13 protein-coding genes are annotated in these 18,574 nt (G+C 67.1%); 8 read left to right on the forward strand and 5 right to left on the reverse strand.

The window, feature by feature from the left end; translation table 11 throughout:
* The first annotated feature begins 11 nt into the window (after positions 1-11).
* From AB0N24_RS01705 to hemL, 4 genes are read left to right on the forward strand one after another with little or no spacing between them, the layout of a single operon-like run.
* A complete protein-coding gene (locus AB0N24_RS01705; RefSeq protein ID WP_364119543.1) occupies positions 12-941 on the forward strand; it encodes a uroporphyrinogen-III synthase in 930 nt (309 codons plus the stop codon).
* Positions 938-1,918 carry a porphobilinogen synthase gene (gene hemB / locus AB0N24_RS01710; protein ID WP_364119546.1) on the forward strand — a complete coding sequence of 327 codons (981 nt, stop codon included), beginning with the start codon at positions 938-940 and terminating at the stop codon, positions 1,916-1,918. Before AB0N24_RS01705 ends, hemB begins: the two co-directional genes overlap by 4 nt.
* Positions 1,918-3,075, forward strand: a complete 1,158-nt coding sequence (locus tag AB0N24_RS01715) for an LLM class flavin-dependent oxidoreductase (RefSeq protein ID WP_364119549.1) — start codon at positions 1,918-1,920, stop codon at positions 3,073-3,075. The genes hemB and AB0N24_RS01715 overlap by 1 nt, the downstream gene beginning before the upstream one ends.
* 13 nt (positions 3,076-3,088) lie before the next feature.
* The gene (gene hemL, locus AB0N24_RS01720) at positions 3,089-4,429 is read left to right on the forward strand and encodes a glutamate-1-semialdehyde 2,1-aminomutase (protein ID WP_364119552.1); all 1,341 of its coding nucleotides are present in this window, start codon (positions 3,089-3,091) and stop codon (positions 4,427-4,429) included.
* 106 nt (positions 4,430-4,535) lie between these two features.
* Here hemL and AB0N24_RS01725 read toward each other — a convergent pair whose 3' ends face one another.
* From AB0N24_RS01725 to AB0N24_RS01740, 4 genes are all read right to left on the reverse strand, one after another.
* Positions 4,536-5,378, reverse strand: coding sequence for a MetQ/NlpA family ABC transporter substrate-binding protein (locus tag AB0N24_RS01725; protein ID WP_364119555.1), 843 nt, complete (start codon positions 5,376-5,378; stop codon positions 4,536-4,538).
* 144 nt (positions 5,379-5,522) lie between these two features.
* Positions 5,523-6,194 (reverse strand): methionine ABC transporter permease, encoded by a 672-nt coding sequence (locus AB0N24_RS01730; protein ID WP_104172205.1) that lies wholly within the window; start codon positions 6,192-6,194, stop codon positions 5,523-5,525.
* Positions 6,191-7,240 (reverse strand): ATP-binding cassette domain-containing protein, encoded by a 1,050-nt coding sequence (locus AB0N24_RS01735; protein WP_364119558.1) that lies wholly within the window; start codon positions 7,238-7,240, stop codon positions 6,191-6,193. Before AB0N24_RS01735 ends, AB0N24_RS01730 begins: the two co-directional genes overlap by 4 nt.
* A gap of 297 nt (positions 7,241-7,537) precedes the next feature.
* Positions 7,538-8,299 (reverse strand): 3'-5' exonuclease, encoded by a 762-nt coding sequence (locus tag AB0N24_RS01740; protein ID WP_181038737.1) that lies wholly within the window; start codon positions 8,297-8,299, stop codon positions 7,538-7,540.
* 146 nt (positions 8,300-8,445) lie between these two features.
* Here AB0N24_RS01740 and AB0N24_RS01745 point away from each other — a divergent pair, with 146 nt between their 5' ends.
* From AB0N24_RS01745 to AB0N24_RS01755, 3 genes are all read left to right on the forward strand, one after another.
* Entirely contained in the window at positions 8,446-8,862 is a 417-nt protein-coding gene (locus AB0N24_RS01745; protein WP_364119562.1) for an MGMT family protein, read from the forward strand.
* An 86-nt stretch (positions 8,863-8,948) separates the two neighbouring features.
* Complete coding sequence (locus AB0N24_RS01750) at positions 8,949-12,299, forward strand: ATP-dependent DNA helicase (protein ID WP_364119735.1); 3,351 nt, start codon at positions 8,949-8,951, stop codon at positions 12,297-12,299.
* Complete coding sequence (locus AB0N24_RS01755; RefSeq protein WP_364119565.1) at positions 12,296-15,967, forward strand: ATP-dependent DNA helicase; 3,672 nt, start codon at positions 12,296-12,298, stop codon at positions 15,965-15,967. The genes AB0N24_RS01750 and AB0N24_RS01755 overlap by 4 nt, the downstream gene beginning before the upstream one ends.
* On the opposite strand, the gene AB0N24_RS01760 is transcribed toward AB0N24_RS01755, so the two are convergent.
* Positions 15,939-17,273 carry a phosphotransferase gene (locus tag AB0N24_RS01760; RefSeq protein ID WP_364119568.1) on the reverse strand — a complete coding sequence of 445 codons (1,335 nt, stop codon included), beginning with the start codon at positions 17,271-17,273 and terminating at the stop codon, positions 15,939-15,941. The genes AB0N24_RS01755 and AB0N24_RS01760 overlap by 29 nt on opposite strands.
* Positions 17,274-17,563: 290 nt before the next feature.
* Here AB0N24_RS01760 and nudC point away from each other — a divergent pair, with 290 nt between their 5' ends.
* Entirely contained in the window at positions 17,564-18,541 is a 978-nt protein-coding gene (gene nudC, locus AB0N24_RS01765; protein WP_364119571.1) for an NAD(+) diphosphatase, read from the forward strand.
* Positions 18,542-18,574: the final 33 nt, after the last annotated feature.

Raw genomic sequence — 18,574 nt, forward strand, 5'->3', positions numbered from 1 at the left:
GACCCGGGCACATGATGGGACGGCGCAGCGCCCGCCGCACGGAGGGCCAAACGGGCCTCCGGGTGCTTGAGGGCGCCCGCGTCCTTGTCACGCGGAGCCCGGACCGGGCCGCGTCCCTGGTCGCCGCGTTGCGCGAAACCGGGGCCGAACCGCTGCTGCTTCCGCTCATCGACTTCGAACGGGCCCGCGACCAGCATTCCCTGGAGGTCGCCTTTGACGCCCTGGGCGCGGGCGCCTACAGCTGGCTGGTCATCAGCAGCGTAACGACCCTCCAGGCGCTCGAAGAACTTGCCAGGGATCGGGGCGTCACGCTGAGCCAGTGGCTGCCCGGCACGGTCCGGGTCGCCACGATCGGTCCGGCCACGCGCCGTGAACTGGAAGCACGGGGAATCCCCGTCGACCTGGCCCCGGCCAGGCTCCAATCCGGTGCAGGCCTCCTCGACATCTGGCCGCAGGGCCACGGCAGCGTGTTCCTGCCGCAGGCGGACATCGCGGACGGCAGGCTGGCCGAAGGGCTGGAGTCGCTGGGCGCCAGTGTTCAGGCCGTCACCGCTTACCACACCGTGGACTATCCGGCGGATCCCGCCCGCAGCTTCAGTCCGGACGGCGGCGCTCCCGGTGTGCCGCCGCGGGCTGGGGTGCTCACCCCAGCCGAAGCGAAAGCCGAGCTTGCCGCCGGACGGCTCCACGCCGTCGTCGCCGCTTCACCCAGCGCCGCGCAGCGCATCCACGCCGGCCTCTCGCCGCTGGGCGACTGCCGGTTCGTGGCGATCGGGCGTTCAACGGCGGCGGAAGCGGAGCGGCTGGGACTGCCGGTTGCCGCCGTCGCCGAACAACCCACCACGTCCGGCCTGGTCTCCGCCGTCATTGAGGCGCTGGCTCCAGGACATTCCGCATCACCACCGCCCGCCTCCGAGAACTATGTGAAGGACAGACCATGAGCTTCCCGACCCACCGCCCCCGCCGGCTCCGCACCACCCCGGCCATGCGCCGGATGACTGCTGAACACCGGCTGGCGGCTCCGGAGCTGATCCTTCCCGCCTTCATCCGCGAGGGGCTCACGGAACCCAATCCGATCGCCTCCATGCCCGGTGTGGTGCAGCACACCACTGATTCCCTCAAGCGGGCGGCGGCCGAGGCCGTGGAGCTGGGCGTCGGCGGCATCATGCTCTTCGGCATTCCGGCCGAACGCGATGCACGCGGCACCGCGTCCCTGGACCCCGACGGTGTGCTCAACAAGGCCATCCGAGACGTCCGCGACGAAGTGGGCGACGAACTCGTGGTCATGAGCGACGTCTGCCTGGACGAATTCACCGACCACGGGCACTGCGGCGTACTCGACGCCGACGGGTACGTGGACAACGACGCAACGCTGGAAATCTACGCCGCGATGGCCGTGGCACAGGCGGACGCGGGAGCGCACATGCTTGGACCGTCCGGCATGATGGACGGCCAGATCGGAGTGATCCGGCAGGCGCTGGAAGACGCGGGGCACACCAACACGGCCGTGGTGGCCTACGCCGCCAAATACGCGTCAGCCTTCTATGGCCCGTTCCGGGAAGCCGTCGATTCGCAGCTCAAGGGAGACCGCCGCACCTACCAGATGGACGCCGCCAACCGGCGGGAGGCCATCCTCGAGGTGGAGCTGGACCTGGCCGAAGGCGCGGACCTGGTGATGGTCAAACCCGCCATGAGCTACCTCGACATCCTCGCCGACGTCGCGGCAATGAGCACCGTTCCGGTCGCCGCCTACCAGATCTCGGGGGAGTACTCCATGATCGAGGCTGCTGCCGCCAACGGGTGGATCGACCGCCGCGCGGCCATCACCGAGTCCGTGCTGGGCATCAAGCGCGCCGGCGCCAACATGGTCCTGACCTACTGGGCGTCCGAGCTGGCCGGCTGGCTGAAGGAGTCATGATGAGCGGGGCGTCCCTCCCGGGAACCGGGAGTTCGGCAGCCCCGGCGGCCGCAGCTGACACCGCCGCCGTGGCCACCCCGGGCGCCGGCCCCACAGCGCCCGTCGGGCCGGGGAAGGTCCTGCTCGGCCTGAACACCTTCGGCGACGTCGGCGTATACCCGGACGGGCACCCGGTGCCGCATGCGCAGGTGCTGCGGCAGCTGCTGGAGCAGGCGGAGCTGGCGGACGACGTCGGACTCCACTCCTTTGGCGTAGGCGAGCACCACCGCCGGGACTTCGCCGTCTCGGCCCCCGAGGTGTTCCTGGCCGCCGCCGCGGCCAGGACCAAGCACATCAGGCTCGGATCCGCCGTGACCGTGCTCAGCTCCGATGACCCTGTCCGCGTCTTCCAGCGCTTTTCCACTGTTGATGCCATCTCTGAAGGCCGCGCCGAAGTCATGCTGGGGCGCGGCTCCTTCATTGAATCCTTCCCGCTGTTCGGCCTGGACCTGGCGGACTACGAGGTCCTGTTCGAGGAAAAACTGGAACTCTTCGACAAGGTCCGCACCCAGAAGCCGGTCCATTGGGAAGGACGGACCCGCCCGCCCATCAGCGGACTGAGCGTCTATCCGCCTCTGGAGCACCACCTGCTGCCGACCTGGATCGGAGTTGGCGGCACCCCGGAATCCGTGCTCCGGTGCGCCGAGTACGGCTACCCGATCATCTTCGCCATCATCGGCGGCCAGCCCCGATCCTTCACCGCGCTCGTCAACCTGTACCGCGAGGCGATGGCGAAATACGGCCATCCGATGCAGCAGATCGCCACCCATTCGCCGGGCCACATCGCCGACACGGACGAGGCCGCCCGCGAGGAGCTCTTCCCGCACTGGCTGGCGCAGCGCAACCGGATCGGAGCCGAGCGCGGCTGGGGTCCGGCCAGCAGGGCGGAGTTCGATGCCATGTGCGGACCGGAAGGGGCCCTCTATGTGGGGTCGCCCGAGACCGTGGCGCAGAAGATCGTCCTGCTGAAACGCAACCTGGGGGTCGACCGCTTCGACCTCAAGTACGGCAACGGCACGCTTCCGCACGCCGCCATGATGCGCTGCATCGAACTGTTCGGCACCGTGGTGGCACCCCGGGTGGCAGAGCTCCTGTCCGGGCACCATCCCGCAAACTGAAAGAATAGGACCCATGACTTCCAGCTCTCCTCGCAATGAGGAACTCTTCGACCGTGCACGCCAGCTCATGCCGGGCGGCGTCAACTCACCCGTCCGGGCCTTCGGCTCCGTTGGCGGGACCCCGCGGTTCATGGTGTCCGCCAAGGGCCCGTACCTGACGGATGCCGACGGCGCCGAGTATGTGGACCTGGTGTGCTCCTGGGGTCCCGCGCTGCTGGGCCACGCCCACCCGGCTGTCCTCGAGGCAGTCCACGCCGCCGTGGACCGCGGACTCTCCTTCGGCGCATCGACGCCGGACGAAGCCAACCTGGCAGCGATCGTCAAGGAACGCGTGCCTGCCGCCGAACGCGTCCGGATGGTGTCCACGGGCACCGAAGCCACCATGACCGCCATCCGCCTGGCCCGCGGCTTCACCGGACGCGACCTGGTCATCAAGTTTGCCGGCTGCTACCACGGCCACCTTGACGGACTCCTGGCCGCGGCCGGGTCAGGCGTGGCCACGCTGGCCCTGCCCGGTTCGGCCGGAGTCACAGCGGCCACTGCCGCCGAGACCCTGGTGCTGCCCTACAACGACCTCGCCGCGGTCGAGGCCGCATTCGCCGCGCACGGCAGCAACATCGCCGCCGTTATTACGGAGGCGGCTCCGGCCAACATGGGTGTTGTCACGCCCGGAGAGGGCTTCAATGCCGGCCTTTCGCGGATCACCCGCGAACACGGCGCCCTGCTCATCGTGGACGAAGTCCTCACGGGCTTCCGCACCGGCTACTCCGGCTACTGGGGCCTCACCGGCGGCGCGGCAGACGCCGTCGAGCCGTGGACGCCGGACCTGCTGACGTTCGGCAAAGTGATCGGCGGCGGCATGCCGACGGCGGCCCTCGGCGGCCGGGCCGAGATCATGGACTACCTGGCGCCGCTGGGCCCTGTTTACCAGGCGGGGACGCTGTCCGGAAACCCGGTGGCCATGGCTGCCGGCGTCGCCACCCTCACCCACGCCACCCCCGAGGTGTACTCGTTCATCGACGCCCGCTCGCTGGAGTTGTCCGCGGCGCTGTCCTCGGCGCTGGACGCAGCCGGTGTGGACCACTCCATCCAGCGGGCAGGCAACCTGTTCTCGGTGGCCTTCGGCACCTCGGCCCGCGGCGTCCACAACTATGAGGATGCCCAGGGCCAGGAAGTGTTCCGTTACGCGCCGTTCTTCCACTCCATGCTGGACTCCGGCGTCTACCTGCCGCCGTCGGTCTTTGAAGCCTGGTTCCTCTCGGCAGCACACGACGACGCCGCCATGAACCGGATCTTCGACGCACTTCCCGCCGCAGCCAGGGCCGCCGCCGCGGCAGCCGTGCCCGCCGCCTAAACGGCTCGCAACAGAAATCCCCGCCTCCCGGACGAATCCCCGCCAAAAGCGAAGGGGAAATGTCCGGGAGACGGGGATTTTCTGCTGGTGCTGAGTAGCGGAAGGCTTAGAAGGCCACCGTCACGTCACCGTTCGGCCATTCCTTTTCGATGAAGGCCTTGACCTCGGGGGAGTGCAGGAGTTCGTCGAGCTTCTTGATCCGGACGTCATCCTTGGAATCCTCGCGCCAGGCCAGGAAGTTCGCGTACGGGTTGTTTTCCACGGACTCCACAGCGAGGGCGTCCTTGGTGCTCAGGCCCGCCTTGAGGATGAAGTTGCCGTTGATCAGCGCAAGGTCCACCGAGGGGTCCTTGAGGTCGTTGATCAGCAGTTCGGGCTGGTTTTCGGAGAACTTGAGCTTCTTGGGGTTCTGCTCGTCGGTGAGGGTCAGCACGGAGGTATCGTCCTTGATGTCCTTCACGAGCCCGGCCACCTGGAGGACCTTGAGCGCCCGGACCTGGTTGGACGGGTCGTTCGTGATGGCAACCTTGGCGCCGTCCTGAACGTCCTTGATGTCCTTGATCTTCTCGGAGAACGCGGCGTAGGGCTCGATGTGGATGCCTTCGCCGTGGCCGAACTTGTAGCCCTTGGTCTTCACCTGGTCTTCGTACCAGGGAAGGTGCTGGTAGTAGTTCGTGTCCAGCGAGCCGTCGCTCAGTGCGGTGTTCGGCGTCTGGTAGTCCTCGATCTCCTTGATGTCCAGCTTCAGGCCGGCCTTCGGTGCGAGGTCCTGGTTGATGAACTCCAGGATCTTTGCCTGCGGCACCGGGCTGGCACCGACGGACAGGGTCACGGGATTGGCGGGGTCAAGGGTCTTGACGTCGGCGCTGGGACTGGACGAACCGCCGCAGGCCGTCAGCGCCAGTGCGGCGGCAATACCGGTGGCCAGAAGGGAGAGTGATTTACGCATCTGATGCGTTCCTTTCGAATTGCTGGGAGTTCGACGCCGGGCTTGCGCCCGGCGCCGTCTCCGGCATAGATGCAGCCGGCGGCTACCTGCTGCGGTGAAGACTGCCGAGGGCCGTTGGATGACGGCCTATCGGTGTTGGTTGGCTTAGCGGTGGTCCAGGCTGCGGGAGATCCATTCGCCCACCAGTTGGATGACCTGTACAAGGACGATGATCAAGACGATGGTGACGATCATGACCGTGACATCGAATCGCTGGAAGCCGTAGTTGTACGCGAGCTTCCCGAGTCCTCCGCCGCCCACCAGGCCCGCCATGGCCGAGTATCCGACCAGCGTGACCACGGTTGTGGTGGTGGCCGCAACGAGGGCGGGAAGCGATTCGCGCAGCATCACTTTGTTGATCACCTGCATTTTGGTGGAACCCATGACCTGGGCGGCGTCGATCTTCCCGTGATGGACGTCCCGGAGACAGGTTTCCACCAGGCGGGCGAAGAACGGGATGGTGCCGATGGACAGCGAGACCGACGCCGCGATAGGGCCGAGACTCGTGCCGGTGAGCAGGCGGGCCAGCGGAATCAGCGCCACCATCAGGATTGCGAACGGGATGGACCGGGTGATGTTGACGATGACGTCGCTCATGATCCGGTTGGTGACGGGCATTGGACGGAGACCGCCCGGAGCCGTTACGTGCAGGAAAACGCCGAGGGGCAGGCCCACCAGCACCGTAAAGAAGGCCGAGATTCCGACCATCTGCAGGGTTTCAATGATTGCTTCGGGGAGGGCTTTGGCCAGGACGGGGTTGCTGAAGATGTCGTTCATGAGGTCCTTCCCGTCACGTCGTTCAGTTCAGCAGCATCGCCGGGTGCTGATTTGGTCTCGGCCAGCTTCGCGCCTATTCCTCGCTGGTGGAGGTAGGCGAGGACGGCGTCGTAGTCCGCATTCTCGGCGAGCTGGACGCGCAGGTGCCCGAACTGCTGGCCGCCCAGTGTCTCGACGCTGCCTGCCAGGACATTGAGGTCAATGTCGAAGTGCCGCGCAACGCCGGTAAGGACAGGTTCCTTGGCGTTGTCTCCGGCGAACAGGATTTCCAGGACGGGACCGCCCTGGAGTGCGCCATGCAGGGGCTCTGATGCCGGCAGCGGAAGGAGCGCTTTGGCCAGTTTGCTCTCCAGGTCGCCCGCCACGTCCTGCAGCGCCCCGTGCTCGATGATGCGGCCCTTGGCCAGCAGCGATACCGAGTCGCAGACACGCTTAACAACGTTCATCTCGTGCGTGATGATGAGCACAGTGAGCTGCAGGCGCCTGGTGAGGTCCTGGATGAGGTCGAGGATTTCGTCCGTGGTCGCCGGGTCCAGGGCAGAAGTGGGTTCGTCACACAGCAGGACGTCGGGGTCGGCGGCCAGGGCGCGGGCAATGCCCACACGCTGGCGCTGGCCACCGGAAAGCTGGGAAGGGTAGGCGTTTTCGAACCCTTCGAGGCCCACGAGGGACAGCAGTTCCGCAACCTTGGACCGGATCCTGTCCTTCGGCGTCTTGACGAGCTCCAGGGGGTGCGCCACATTGCCCGCGGCAGTGCGGGAGTCCATGAGGTTGGCATGCTGGAAAACCATGCCGATGCGGCGTCGTGCCGCACGTATTTCGGAGTCCCTGACCGAGCTGAGTTCGGTGCCGTCAATGCTGACTGACCCGGCTGTCGGACGATCGAGCAGCGTGAGGCAACGTACCAGGGTTGATTTTCCGGCACCGGAATGACCAATGATTCCGTGAATGGAACCTTTGGGAACGGAAAGGGTGACGCCGTCGAGGGCCACCACTTCCTTTTTCCCCTGGCGGTAGACCTTTCGAAGGTCAGTAACTGTGATCATTTATCCTCAGGAAGTTGGCCTCGGGCAGGGCATAGCACAAGCACGCTTTTGAACTTAATTATGTCAGCGAAGCCAGCGGGGAGTCACTTCCGCATAATGTTCGGCGTCAGGCCTGAATAGCTGCACTATATTGCCGTGGGGCTCACCTGGGTTGTTGCTGGTGCGGTCTCACGGCGACATGGAAAATTGCGCTGGCCGGGCTTGGAATCCTGCGAGCCCCATGAAGCGTGTGATCCTCATCCCAGAGTGCCAAGCAATGGGGCCATTCCCACTGAGGTCCTGCCGCGGGTTGGGCGGCTAGAAGTCGCCCCTGCTGGCGTCCTCAGGCGGGAGCACCGGCCAGTCGCCTTCGATCACGGCGGCGGGCTTGGTCTTGCGGAGGTAGGTCTGGAAGTCCGCGGCCTGGGTTGCTGCCCAGCCGACCTGCAGCTGGTGCAGCTGGCCCGCAGGCATCCGGAGCTTGGGAAACTTTCCGGCCATGGCGTCCAGCATCCGGAGCGTGGCGAGGGCGTCCGCTGCGGACGTGTGGGCGTTATCGAGGTTGACGTTGTACTCCTCGCAAAGGGCGGTCAGCGTCCTTTTGCCCTTGCGGTACCGGTCCACCTGCTTGTTCATGATGTACGGATCCAGAACCGGGAAGCGGTTCAGCTGCGGAATGCCGTACCGGGCCGACTCGGCGGCCAGCACCGTGAAGTCATAGCTGGCATTGAAAGCGATCACGGGAACACCGTCGTCGAACAGGCCCTGCAGCACCGCGGCCAGTTCGCGGGTGACCTCCGCGGCCGGACGGCCCTCCTGCCTTGCCTTTTCGGTGGTCACGCCATGGACTTCGCTGGCTTCCGCGGGGATCTCGACTCCGGGATCCGCGAGCCACTCGTGCTCCTTGACGACACTGCCCTCGGCATCCACCACAGTGACAGACGCGGTGACGATCCGGGCGGCACGCGAGTTGCGGCCGGTGGTTTCCAGATCGAAGGCTGCCCGGGGCCGTTTGTCCCAGGTGGCCGTGGTGTTGGAGATGCTGGTGTTCGAGATGGTGCTGGTGATCGAGGAGCTCATGTTTCAAAACTACCTGCTGCCACAGACAGTTTTGTGCCAGGCCGCTGGCGTGCCGCCCGCCTCCCACAGGGACTGCGGCCCAGCCGGCTATCGGGCCCCGGCGCCCAGACGCCCGGGTATCCTGGGGGAACCGTTAAGCTGGATTCATGCGCACGGAGTATGTCGAGGCGGTGCTCGCCATGGTTGAGCTCGTCCCTCCGGGAGCCGCGGTTGCCTACGGCGATGTCGCCGAGCTCCTCGGCTCCGGCGGAGCACGGCAGGTCGGGTCCGTGATGAGCCACCATGGCAGCGGCGTTCCTTGGTGGCGCGTATTGAGGGCGAACGGCGAGGCACCACAGGGACTCGAAGCCGAGGCCCTGCAGTTCTACGTCCGCGAAGGGACCCCGCTCCTTGGCCGCTACCAGGACTTCCTCCGGACCGGCGAAGGACGTTGGCGCGTGGACCTTATGGCAGCCCGCTGGGCCCCCGAAGACGGTGACTTTGACCTCATCGACGCAATCGCCGAGAGGCTGGAGCGGCGGCTCCATAAAATGTCGGCCCCGGATGATGAAATGACTGTGTGACAGTTACCTTCGACTCTTCCGGAATCCGGGCAGGCGAGCCACCAGCCCGGCAGCCAGCCAAACATCCACTCCAGCAAACAGCTCAGCTGACAGCGGCACGGCAGGCGGGATCAGCCGCCGGACTCAGGCTCCTGCCTCCCCGGCAGGTACACAGCGTGGTTCCGGTACTGTCACTGGACCAGCAGGCGGCCGTGGATGTGCCGCACGGATCCGGCCCCGTCCTGGTTCCCGGAGCCCCGGGGACAGGGAAGTCCACCGTGCTCATTGAAGCTGCCGTACGCAGGGCCGAGCGTGACGGCGTGGATCCGGAACGGATGCTGGTCCTGGCGCCAAGCCGGCTTGCCGCCGATTCCCTCCGGGACCGCTTCACTGCCCGGCTCAACAGGAGCCTCAGCACCACGCCGGCCCGCACCTGGGCCTCCTACGCCTTCGATCTGATCCGGCGGGCCAAGGCCGAAGGCATCCTGCCGCTGCCGCGGCCGCCGCGGCTTCTCTCGGGACCCGAGCAGGACCTCATTATCAAGGAACTTCTCGAAGGCCACGCCCTGCCGGGCCTGGAGCTGCCATGGCCGGATGATCTGGGGGCCGCGCTGGAAACCCGCGGTTTTCGCCAGGAGGTACGCCAGCTCTTTGACCGGATCATCGAATCCGGCCGGACACCCGATGACCTTGTGGCGTTGGCGCAGCAGTGCAGCCGCCCGGACTGGATTGCGGCCGCCGCGCTGTACGCCGAGTACCGGGACGTGCTGGACCTGCGGATGCCGGAGGCTTTCGACCCCGCCGGGATCATCACGGCGGCCCGCCAGATCTTTCAGGACGCCCCGGAATTCCTGGCCGCCGAGCGGGACCGCCTGCAGCTGATCCTCGTTGACGACATCCAGGAAGCCAACCCGGCTGTGTTCGAGCTGCTGGCGGACATCGCGGCGGGCAAGGACGTGTACGTGACGTCGTCGCCTGACACAGTGGTCCAGGGGTTCCGCGGAGCCAGGCCCGATCTCACGGCTGAGTTGCCGCGCCTCCTTGCTCCTGCTGGCATCGCCGACGCCGGCGGGGCCGACGGGGACGCTAAGGACGCAGTTCTGGAGCGGCCGCTCTGGGTGACCCACCGCCATCGTCCCGCCATTGCCGAGGCGTGGCTGTCCGTTGCAGGACGAATCTCGCAGCGGGCAGGCGGCCAGTCAGCCCGTCGGCTGGAAACTGCAGACTCAGCGGAAGGGGGACCGGCTCGGACCCATGCCGCCGACGAGGGCATTGTTGAGGGCCACATCCTTCCCTCCCCGGTCCACGAACTGCGGTATGTGGCGCAGCGCATTCTGGATGCGCACCTGAACCATGGTCGGGAGCTTGGCGACATCGCCGTGATCGTTCGGAACGGCGGGCAGCTGAATCAGCTGCAGCGGCACCTGGCCGGCCACGGCATCCCCGTGCGCGTTCCGGTGGCCGAATCGGCCGTCCGCGACGAAGTGGCAGTCCGGCCCTTGCTGGACGCCTATGCCGTGGCATTGGATCCTGCGGTCCTGACGCCGGAATCCGCAGTCTCGCTGCTGACCTCCCGAATCGGCGGAGCGACGTCCATCGAGTTGCGCAGGCTGCGGCAGTCGCTGCGCCGCGAGGAGATCCTCGGCGGCGGAGGCCGCACCAGCGATGCCCTGCTCGTCGAATCGCTGCTCGAGCCGGGCGCCCTGGCCACCATGGGGATCGAGGGCCACTCTGCCCGCCGTGTCGCCCGGATGATCCAGGCCGGGCAGGCGGCTGCGCGCGAACCGGGCGGAAACGCGGAAACCGTGCTGTGGGCGCTCTGGAACTCTACGGGGCTGGCCGGGCGGTGGACTGAAGCGGCATTGGCAGGTGGAACGTCGGGGGCCAGGGCAGACCGCGACCTGGACGCCATGATGGCCCTGTTCCACACGGCCGAACGCTATGTGGACCAGTTGCCGGGTTCAGGGCCGGACCAGTTCCTTGAGTATTTGCTCAGCCAGGAGCTGCCCATGGACACCCTCGCGGCCCGGGCACAGCTGGAGGACGCCGTGGAACTCATGACGCCCGCGAGTGCAGCAGGACGCGAATGGCCCGTTGTCATTGTTGCGGGGTTGCAGGAAGGAGTCTGGCCCAACACCAGGCTCCGGGGGGAGCTCCTCGGCAGCACGCTGTTCGCCGACGCTGTGGAGCACGGCGTGGACCACGCCCTGCAGCTTGGACCGATCAGCAGGTTGCGCGAGATCCGCTATGACGAACTCCGCAGCTTTTCCACGGCTGTCTCCCGGGCCTGTGAAGTACTGATCTGCACCGCCGTTTCATCGGAGGACGAGCAGCCCTCCTCTTTCCTCGACTACGTTGCACCGCTGCATCCCGGGCAGGACTGTCGGAGTTTCACCCCCGTGGAACGGCCGCTGACACTCCGCGCCCTCGTGGCCGAACTCCGTCAGTACGCCCAGCTGGACGGCAGGTACGCTGCCGAATCGGTCGAAGCCGCCAGTGTGCTTGCCGGCCTCGCCGCAGTCGAACCATCCGTACCCGGTGCCCATCCCGATTCATGGTGGGGGCTTGCGCCGCTCTCTTCCGGGGAGCGGATTGTGCCGCCCGGAGGGACCGTGTTCGTCTCACCGTCCAAGGTGGAAACCGTCCAAAAGTCGCCCCTAGATTGGTTCATCCAGGCTGCCGGCGGGGAAGCGGCCACCGACTTCGCGAGGAGCCTGGGGACCTTGGTCCACGCCATTGCCCAGGACCTTCCGGATGCTTCGGGCGCGGAATACGTGGCAGAGCTCGTCCGGCGGTGGCCGACGCTCGGCATGAAGGACAACTGGGAAGGCAAGCTGGATTTCCAGCGGGCCGAAGCCATGGTCCGGAAGCTGGCCCAGTACATCCTCGTCATGCGCAGTGAAGGCAGGAGCCTTGTCGGCGTCGAACGGGACTTCGAAGTGAAGCTGCCGGACATCGTCGATGACCCGCAGCCCGGCACGGAAGCGCCGGCAGGAGCTGACGCTGAACCCGCGGTGAGGTTTTCGGTACTCCGCGGACAGGTGGACCGGCTGGAGATCGATTCCGAAGGACGCCTCGTGATCGTGGACATCAAAACGGGCAAGCGCCAGCCGTCCAAGGCCGAGCTGTCCCGCCACCCCCAGCTGGGTGCCTATCAGGCCGCGGTGCTGGCCGGCGGGTTCACTGAGACGGGCACACCGGCCGGCGGTGTTCAGCCGGGAGGGGCTGTATTGGCCCAGCTTGGCACCAGCAACAAGAGCCCCGGCATCCAGGTCCAGGAGCCGTTGGACGGCTCCGGGAACTGGGCGCTCGATATGGTGGACGAGGCCGCGCAGCTCATGTCCGGCAGCCATTTCGAGGCGCGCCATGATCCGGCAAAGTCAGGCCACGGCGGCCATGGCTGCCGGCTGCCCGAGGTCTGTCCCCTTTGTCCGCGCGGAAAGCAGGTAACCGAATGACGACGCCCCACGACGTCCCGGCCCCCCGTTTTTCCCCGGAAGAGCTGACTGCCATGCTGGGCGAACGCAACAGTCCCACTGCTGAGCAGTCCGCCATTATTTCCTCGCCGCTTACTCCGCGGCTGGTGATTGCCGGGGCAGGATCCGGGAAGACCGCCACGATGGCAGACCGCGTTGTGTGGCTCGTTGCCAACGGATGGGTCCGGCCGGAAGAAGTCCTGGGTGTCACGTTCACGCGGAAGGCTGCCGGTGAGCTGGCCAGCCGGATCCGGGCCAAACTGGCGGCCCTCCAACGCATTGCCGCGGAGGACACGCACCACACGATTTTTCCGGCGGGCCTGCTCAGCGAGGATGCCTTGGAACCCAAGGTTTCCACGTATCACTCCTACGCCAGCGGCATCGTGTCCGACTACGGGCTCCGCCTCGGCGTCGAACGTGATGTTGTGCTCCTGGGCGGAGCGCAGGCGTGGCAGCTGGCCAGCGAAGTCGTGGAGGCCTTCGACGGCGAATACGAGCACTTCCGCGCTGCCAAATCCACCCTCGTGAAAGCAGTCATCCAGCTCGCCGGAGAGTGCGCTGAACACCTGCGAGATCCTCGCGAGGTGCAGGCCTGGCTGATGGACCGCGTCGCCGAATTTGACGCCCTGCCCTACATGGCCGGAGCCAAAAAGAACCCGACACAGGCCGCAGGGGAACTTGGCGCGCTGCTGCGTACGCGGGCCAGCGTGGCCGAAATGGTGGGCCGGTACTCGGAAGCCAAACGGGTCCGCGGCGCGCTGGACTTCGGCGACCTCGTGGCCCTCGCCGCGCGGGTTGCCAACGAGATCCCGTTGGCCGCCGAAGTGGAACGCCAGCGGTTTAAGGTGGTGCTTCTGGACGAATTCCAGGACACCTCGCATGCCCAGCTCGTCCTGTTCTCCAGGCTCTTCGGCGGCGGCCACGCCGTGACGGCAGTCGGCGATCCCAACCAGTCGATCTACGGGTTCCGGGGTGCCTCTGCCGGCCAGCTCTTCCACTTTGTCCGGGAATTCCCGGTCCTGGTGGGTGAGACGGGGAGCGGGGCCGACGCCGCGGATGCCGGTCTGGCGGGAACCGGGCACGGTGAAGGACCGTTCCGCGGTCTTTTCGCGGTGGCGCCAACGTCATACCTGACAACTGCCTGGCGCAACGGGCGGAACATCCTGTCCGCGGCCAACGTCATCTCAGCGCCGCTGAGCGCCGCTGCCGCCCGGACCGGTCCGGCGGGGGAGCGCGAGTCAGGTGATTCCGTGGAGGTCCCGCCGCTGCAGCCAAGCCCCGCAGCGGCCCAGGGGCAGGTCGTCATCGGGCGCTTCGCGACGGACGAGGACGAAGCCAAAGCCATCGCGTCGGACGTTTTGCGCTACCGTGTCACGGACTTCGAGGACACCGCCGGCGAGGACCGGATTCCTCCGGCCATGGCAGTCCTCTGCCGCCGGCGTGCACAGATGGAATGCATCCGGCGTGAGTTCGAGCTACGCGGTATCCCCTACGAGATTGTGGGCCTGGGCGGCCTCCTGGACACCCCCGAGATCGTGGATCTCGTCGCGACCCTGCGGGTCCTGGCGGATCCGGGCCGTTCGGACTCCCTCATGCGGCTGCTGGCCGGGGCACGCTGGCGAATAGGTCCGGCTGACCTCATGGCCTTCCGGGACTGGTCTTCATTCCTCGCACGGCGCCGCGGCCGTCCGGATGCGGACGGGGATGAAGCCGACGACGCCGACACTGCCGTTATCGAAAGCGACATCACCGATTCGCCGAGCCTGGTGGAAGCCCTGGACTGGCTGCCACGGGAAGGCTGGACGTCGGCCCACGGCCGCGCGCTGAGCACGGAGGCGCTGAACCGGCTGCACGCCCTTTCGTCAGAACTCCGGCAGCTCCGGGGTTTTATGGGTGATGACCTCACCACCCTGCTGGGTGAAGTGGAGCGGGCCATGCTCCTTGACATCGAAGTGGCGGCCCGTCCCGGCATCAGCATCCATCAGGCCCGCAGGAACCTGGATGCATTCCAGGATGCCGCGGCAGGGTTCCTCCACACGTCGCACCGTGTTGACGTCCTGGCTTTCCTGGCCTGGCTGGAGGCTGCGGCCGCGGAGGAGGGCGGCCTGGACGTCGCCGCCCCGGACGTCAACCATGAAGCCGTCCAGCTGCTGACCGTGCACGCGTCCAAGGGCCTGGAGTGGGATGTTGTGTTCGTTCCGGGGCTCAACGCCGGCGCGTTTCCGAGCAGCCGTGATTCGCGCTGGAGCAGCGGCAGCGCAGCCCTGCCCTGGCCGCTGCGCGGGGACCACGCCGATCTGCCGCAGTGGGACCTGGACCAACCGGATCAAAAAGGCTGGCTGGACGCGGAGAAGGACTTCAAAGCGGACGTCCAGGCTCACGGCGAGGCAGAGGAACGCCGGCTCGCCTATGTTGCCTACACCCGGGCGAAATTCGTGCTGTGGGTCTCCAGCGCGGCCTGGGTCGGATCCCGGGCCGGAATGGCGGACATGTCGCCGTTCCTGTCCGAGCTGGCGCCCCTCGCCGGGGTCGGTCACCCGGGTGCCGACCCAACAGGCCCCGTGGAATCCCTGCCCGCCGAAGAGCCGGTGGCAGAACCGCAGGAGCTCGCCGCCGTCGTCCATGCCGCCTCAGTGGAGGAGGCATCGCTGCCGGCCGAAAGTCCTTTGACCCAGGACCTCGAACTGGCCCTGTGGCCGTATGACCCGCTGGAGGGGCCCGCCGATCCGCGCACCGGGACCAGGCTCAGGCTGGTCCCGGGGCGGCGGGCAGCCATGGAACTGGCTGCCGCGCGGGTCCGCGGAACCTTGGCCGCCGGTGCCACGGAAGCCACGGAAGCCACGGAAGCCGGGGGTGCCACGGAAGCCGCGGGGGACGCCAACGCGCCCGCCGCCGGGCAGGAAACCCGGCAGCTCCGAAGCGTCGCCGCCAATTGGGCCCACGAAGCCGCCCTGCTGCTGGAACGCCGCTTCCGGCGGGCCACCGTGCAGGATGTCCACCTGCCCGGCCACATTTCCGCGTCAACCTTTGTGGATCTGGGCGACGATCCCGGATCCGTGCTGGCGCGGCTGCGACGGCCGGTTCCCAGGGAGCCGGGGATGTCGGCACGCAAAGGCACGGCATTCCACGCCTGGGTGGAGGAATACTTCGGCACCGCAGGCATGCTGGAGCTGGACGAGGCCCCCGGTTCGGACGACCACATTGATGAGGCCTACGGGCTGGACTCGATGGTGGAAACATTCCGGAACTCGGAGTGGGCGCACCGTGCACCGGCCCATGTCGAGGTTCCGGTCGAGACACGCATCGGTGACGTCGTGGTGCGCGGCCGGATCGATGCCGTGTTCCGGGACGCCGACGGCGGCTGGGACCTGGTGGACTGGAAAACCGGCCGCCGCCCCGCCGCGGGACAGCTGAAGGTGAAGGCCGTCCAGTTGGCGGTCTACCGTCTTGCCTGGGCGAGGCTGAAGGGAGTCCCGCTCGACAACGTCCGGGCAGCGTTCTACTACGTCGGTGAAAACCAGGTGGTCCGCCCCCACGACCTTGGCACGGCGGAGCAGCTGGAGGACATCGTGACAGCGGCCCTTGCGGGAACCACCGCCATAGCCAAGGCAGCCGCGTCGGCTAGTGGGACTTTGCGTCCACAATCTTGAGGGCCGCCGTGGACGTGTCATCGGCTGAAAGCGCGGCCGGGGGAGTGATCCGGTTACCTCCGTCAGCCGCGTCGGCGGTTCCGCTGTCCGCGCCAGCCTCCTGGGCGGCATCGACTTGGTCGGGCCTTTCGGCCGGGGCGCCGCGTTCAGCGTTCCCCGGAGCCCCTGACTCCCGGCTCGGCGGGGCCGGGACGGCATCGACCGGGATCGGTGCCACGTGCACCGACGGCATGGCATCCGCCGACGGGGCGCCGGACAATCCCGAAATCTGCTCCGCGGCGAGCGCTGCAGAGGGCACGCCGGTGGTACCCGCGTTTTCATCCTGCGGCACCGGTTCCACGTGCACGGCCGGGACAGTTTGCGGCAAAGGTTCCACGCTGATGGGCTGTCCGCCGTGCTCCGTGATGTCTTCAGCCAGCGAGGCGAGCATGTCTTCAGCTTCGGCGATCATTGCCTGGTCCCCGGCAGCCAGGCCCTTCACCAGGTACTGGGCCAGCGCAAATTCGGCGGAGAGGGCTGCGCGGCGCAGCAGATGGGCGTCCGGCGCGTCCCTGCGGCTCGCCGTGTAGTGGCGGAGCACCGAGTCGACGAAGCTTTGCTCGTTGGAGGCGACCAGCCAGGCCATGTCGTCGGCCGGATCCCCGATGCGCAAATCGGTCCACCCGGTCACGGCAGTCACCCGTTCGCCCTCCACCAGGAGGTTGTCCTCGTGCAGGTCGCCGTGGACAACGCAGGGGTTGAAGCGCCACAGCGAGACGTCCTCCAGGGCATGTTCCCACCGGCGCAGCAGCACAGGGGGGATCTTTCCGGTGGTCGCGGCCTGGTCGAGTTCGTTGAGCCTCCGCTGCCGGAACTCATTGGGGGTGTAGCTGGGGAGGTCGGCATTGCTGACGAGGGCCTGGGGCAGGTCGTGAATGGCCGCGAGAGCGGCGCCGATCTCCTTCGCCAGTCCTTCCGAACCGGCTGTCAGCTCTTCGACGCTGCGCGTGGTGCCCGCCAGGTGTGAGTATACGAACGTGCTGAGTGCACCCTGCCGCACCGTGCCTGCCACTGTGGGCATGAGGAAGGGCAGCTCGGCCCTGACTCCCGGGGCAAAGGCACGAAGGACCATGAACTCCGTTTCCAGGCGGGCGCTTGCCTCCGCGTGGCGGGGCGAACGGACCCGCCACTGCTTGCCCTCGGAGTCCAGGAGAAGTGCCGAGTCGAAGTCCGCCGGATCGTCGGGAGCCGAGCTCACGGCGGTGGGCGTCAGTCCGGGGACTGCCGCAGTTGCTACAGCTGCCAGTTCGATCGGTTTTCTTCTCACGCATCCACGGTAGATTGACTGGCGCCCAAGACGGCGATGTACTACGGCGAGTCTCCAGATCGGGACGATTTACCTTGCAATTTCCGGTGCCGGCGACGCCGGGGAACGGCTTCCCGGGGCATCAGCGGCGGCCGGAGCAAATGTCAATTGTCTTCCGGAGTCAGTACGGTGGGTACATGAGTCTTGCGGAGTCCCCGGCAGCCCAAAATAGGGCAGAACAAAATAAGGCGGCAGAAAGTGCGGCCCCGGGCAGTGGGGCCCCGTTGAAGCGGCTCCCGGCAAACCACCTGATGGACACCGTCCTTCCGGTCCGTCCCGCGCTGATTGACCGAGGGTCCGGCGCCCGGATGAAGCCGGGCATGGTCGAATCCGTTGTCAGTTCCGGACGGTCGCTGGCCATGGTCCTCTCGCACCGGCAGGCCCTCGTGCGCGGCGACAGCCTGCTGCTGACGGAAGCCGCAGGCCTCGCGGAGAACCTTGGCGAGGCCGGACTGCCGCCGGCAATGATCATCTACCTCGGTTCCGCGCTGGGCAGCTCGGACGTGGAGGAAGGTACGGACATCGTCCTCTTTGTCCTCGAAGAACCTTTTGAGGTCCGGGCGGAGCAGTTTGAACGCGGCATCGCCGGAATTCCCGCGGACGCCGTGTGGACGGGGTTCCGCGACGTTGCTGCCCGCCTGAATGCCACCGATACGGCCCTCTTTGTCGAGGCCAGTGCGATCGCCAACTGGCACGCCACCCACGTGCACTGCCCCCGGTGCGGTGCGGCGACGCTCGTTGAGGCCGGCGGGTGGGTCCGCAGGTGTCCGGCGGACAACTCCGAACATTATCCCCGGACCGACCCCGCCATCATCGTGACGGTCGTCGGCCCCGATGACCGGCTGCTGCTGGGCGGCGGCGGGCCACTCGATGCGAAGAACTACTCCACACTGGCCGGTTTCGTGGAACCGGGTGAGTCGCTCGAGCAGGCCGTCGTCCGCGAGATCCAGGAAGAGGTGGGGGTCCGGATTACGGCAACCCAGTACCTTGGTTCGCAGTCGTGGCCGTTTCCGGCCTCCCTGATGCTCGGGTTCACGGCGAGGACATCCGATACCGAGGCAACGCCCGACGGCGTGGAGGTCACCCGGGCGCGATGGTTCAGCCGAGCGGAACTCCAGGACGCCGTGCTGAGCGGGGAAATCGTCATCTCCAGCCGGCTCTCCATTGCGCGGTCACTGATTGAGCACTGGTACGGCGGCGTCATCCAGGACCGGCCCGCCAACGAATGACCTCCCCGCGCACAGCGGACCCCACCACCTGAC

It is taken from the genome of Arthrobacter sp. NPDC093128, from assembly GCF_040683875.1.
Lineage (GTDB): Bacteria > Actinomycetota > Actinomycetes > Actinomycetales > Micrococcaceae > Arthrobacter.

What these genes read in the sequence shown, in the direction of transcription:
- AB0N24_RS01705 (WP_364119543.1), top strand. Translation starts at nt 12, where the DNA reads ATGATGGGACGGCGCAGCGCCCGCCGCACGGAGGGCCAAACGGGCCTC.
- hemB (WP_364119546.1), top strand. Translation starts at nt 938, where the DNA reads ATGAGCTTCCCGACCCACCGCCCCCGCCGGCTCCGCACCACCCCGGCC.
- AB0N24_RS01715 (WP_364119549.1), top strand. Translation starts at nt 1,918, where the DNA reads ATGAGCGGGGCGTCCCTCCCGGGAACCGGGAGTTCGGCAGCCCCGGCG.
- hemL (WP_364119552.1), top strand. Translation starts at nt 3,089, where the DNA reads ATGACTTCCAGCTCTCCTCGCAATGAGGAACTCTTCGACCGTGCACGC.
- AB0N24_RS01725 (WP_364119555.1), bottom strand. Translation starts at nt 5,378, where the DNA reads ATGCGTAAATCACTCTCCCTTCTGGCCACCGGTATTGCCGCCGCACTG.
- AB0N24_RS01730 (WP_104172205.1), bottom strand. Translation starts at nt 6,194, where the DNA reads ATGAACGACATCTTCAGCAACCCCGTCCTGGCCAAAGCCCTCCCCGAA.
- AB0N24_RS01735 (WP_364119558.1), bottom strand. Translation starts at nt 7,240, where the DNA reads ATGATCACAGTTACTGACCTTCGAAAGGTCTACCGCCAGGGGAAAAAG.
- AB0N24_RS01740 (WP_181038737.1), bottom strand. Translation starts at nt 8,299, where the DNA reads ATGAGCTCCTCGATCACCAGCACCATCTCGAACACCAGCATCTCCAAC.
- AB0N24_RS01745 (WP_364119562.1), top strand. Translation starts at nt 8,446, where the DNA reads ATGCGCACGGAGTATGTCGAGGCGGTGCTCGCCATGGTTGAGCTCGTC.
- AB0N24_RS01755 (WP_364119565.1), top strand. Translation starts at nt 12,296, where the DNA reads ATGACGACGCCCCACGACGTCCCGGCCCCCCGTTTTTCCCCGGAAGAG.
- nudC (WP_364119571.1), top strand. Translation starts at nt 17,564, where the DNA reads ATGGACACCGTCCTTCCGGTCCGTCCCGCGCTGATTGACCGAGGGTCC.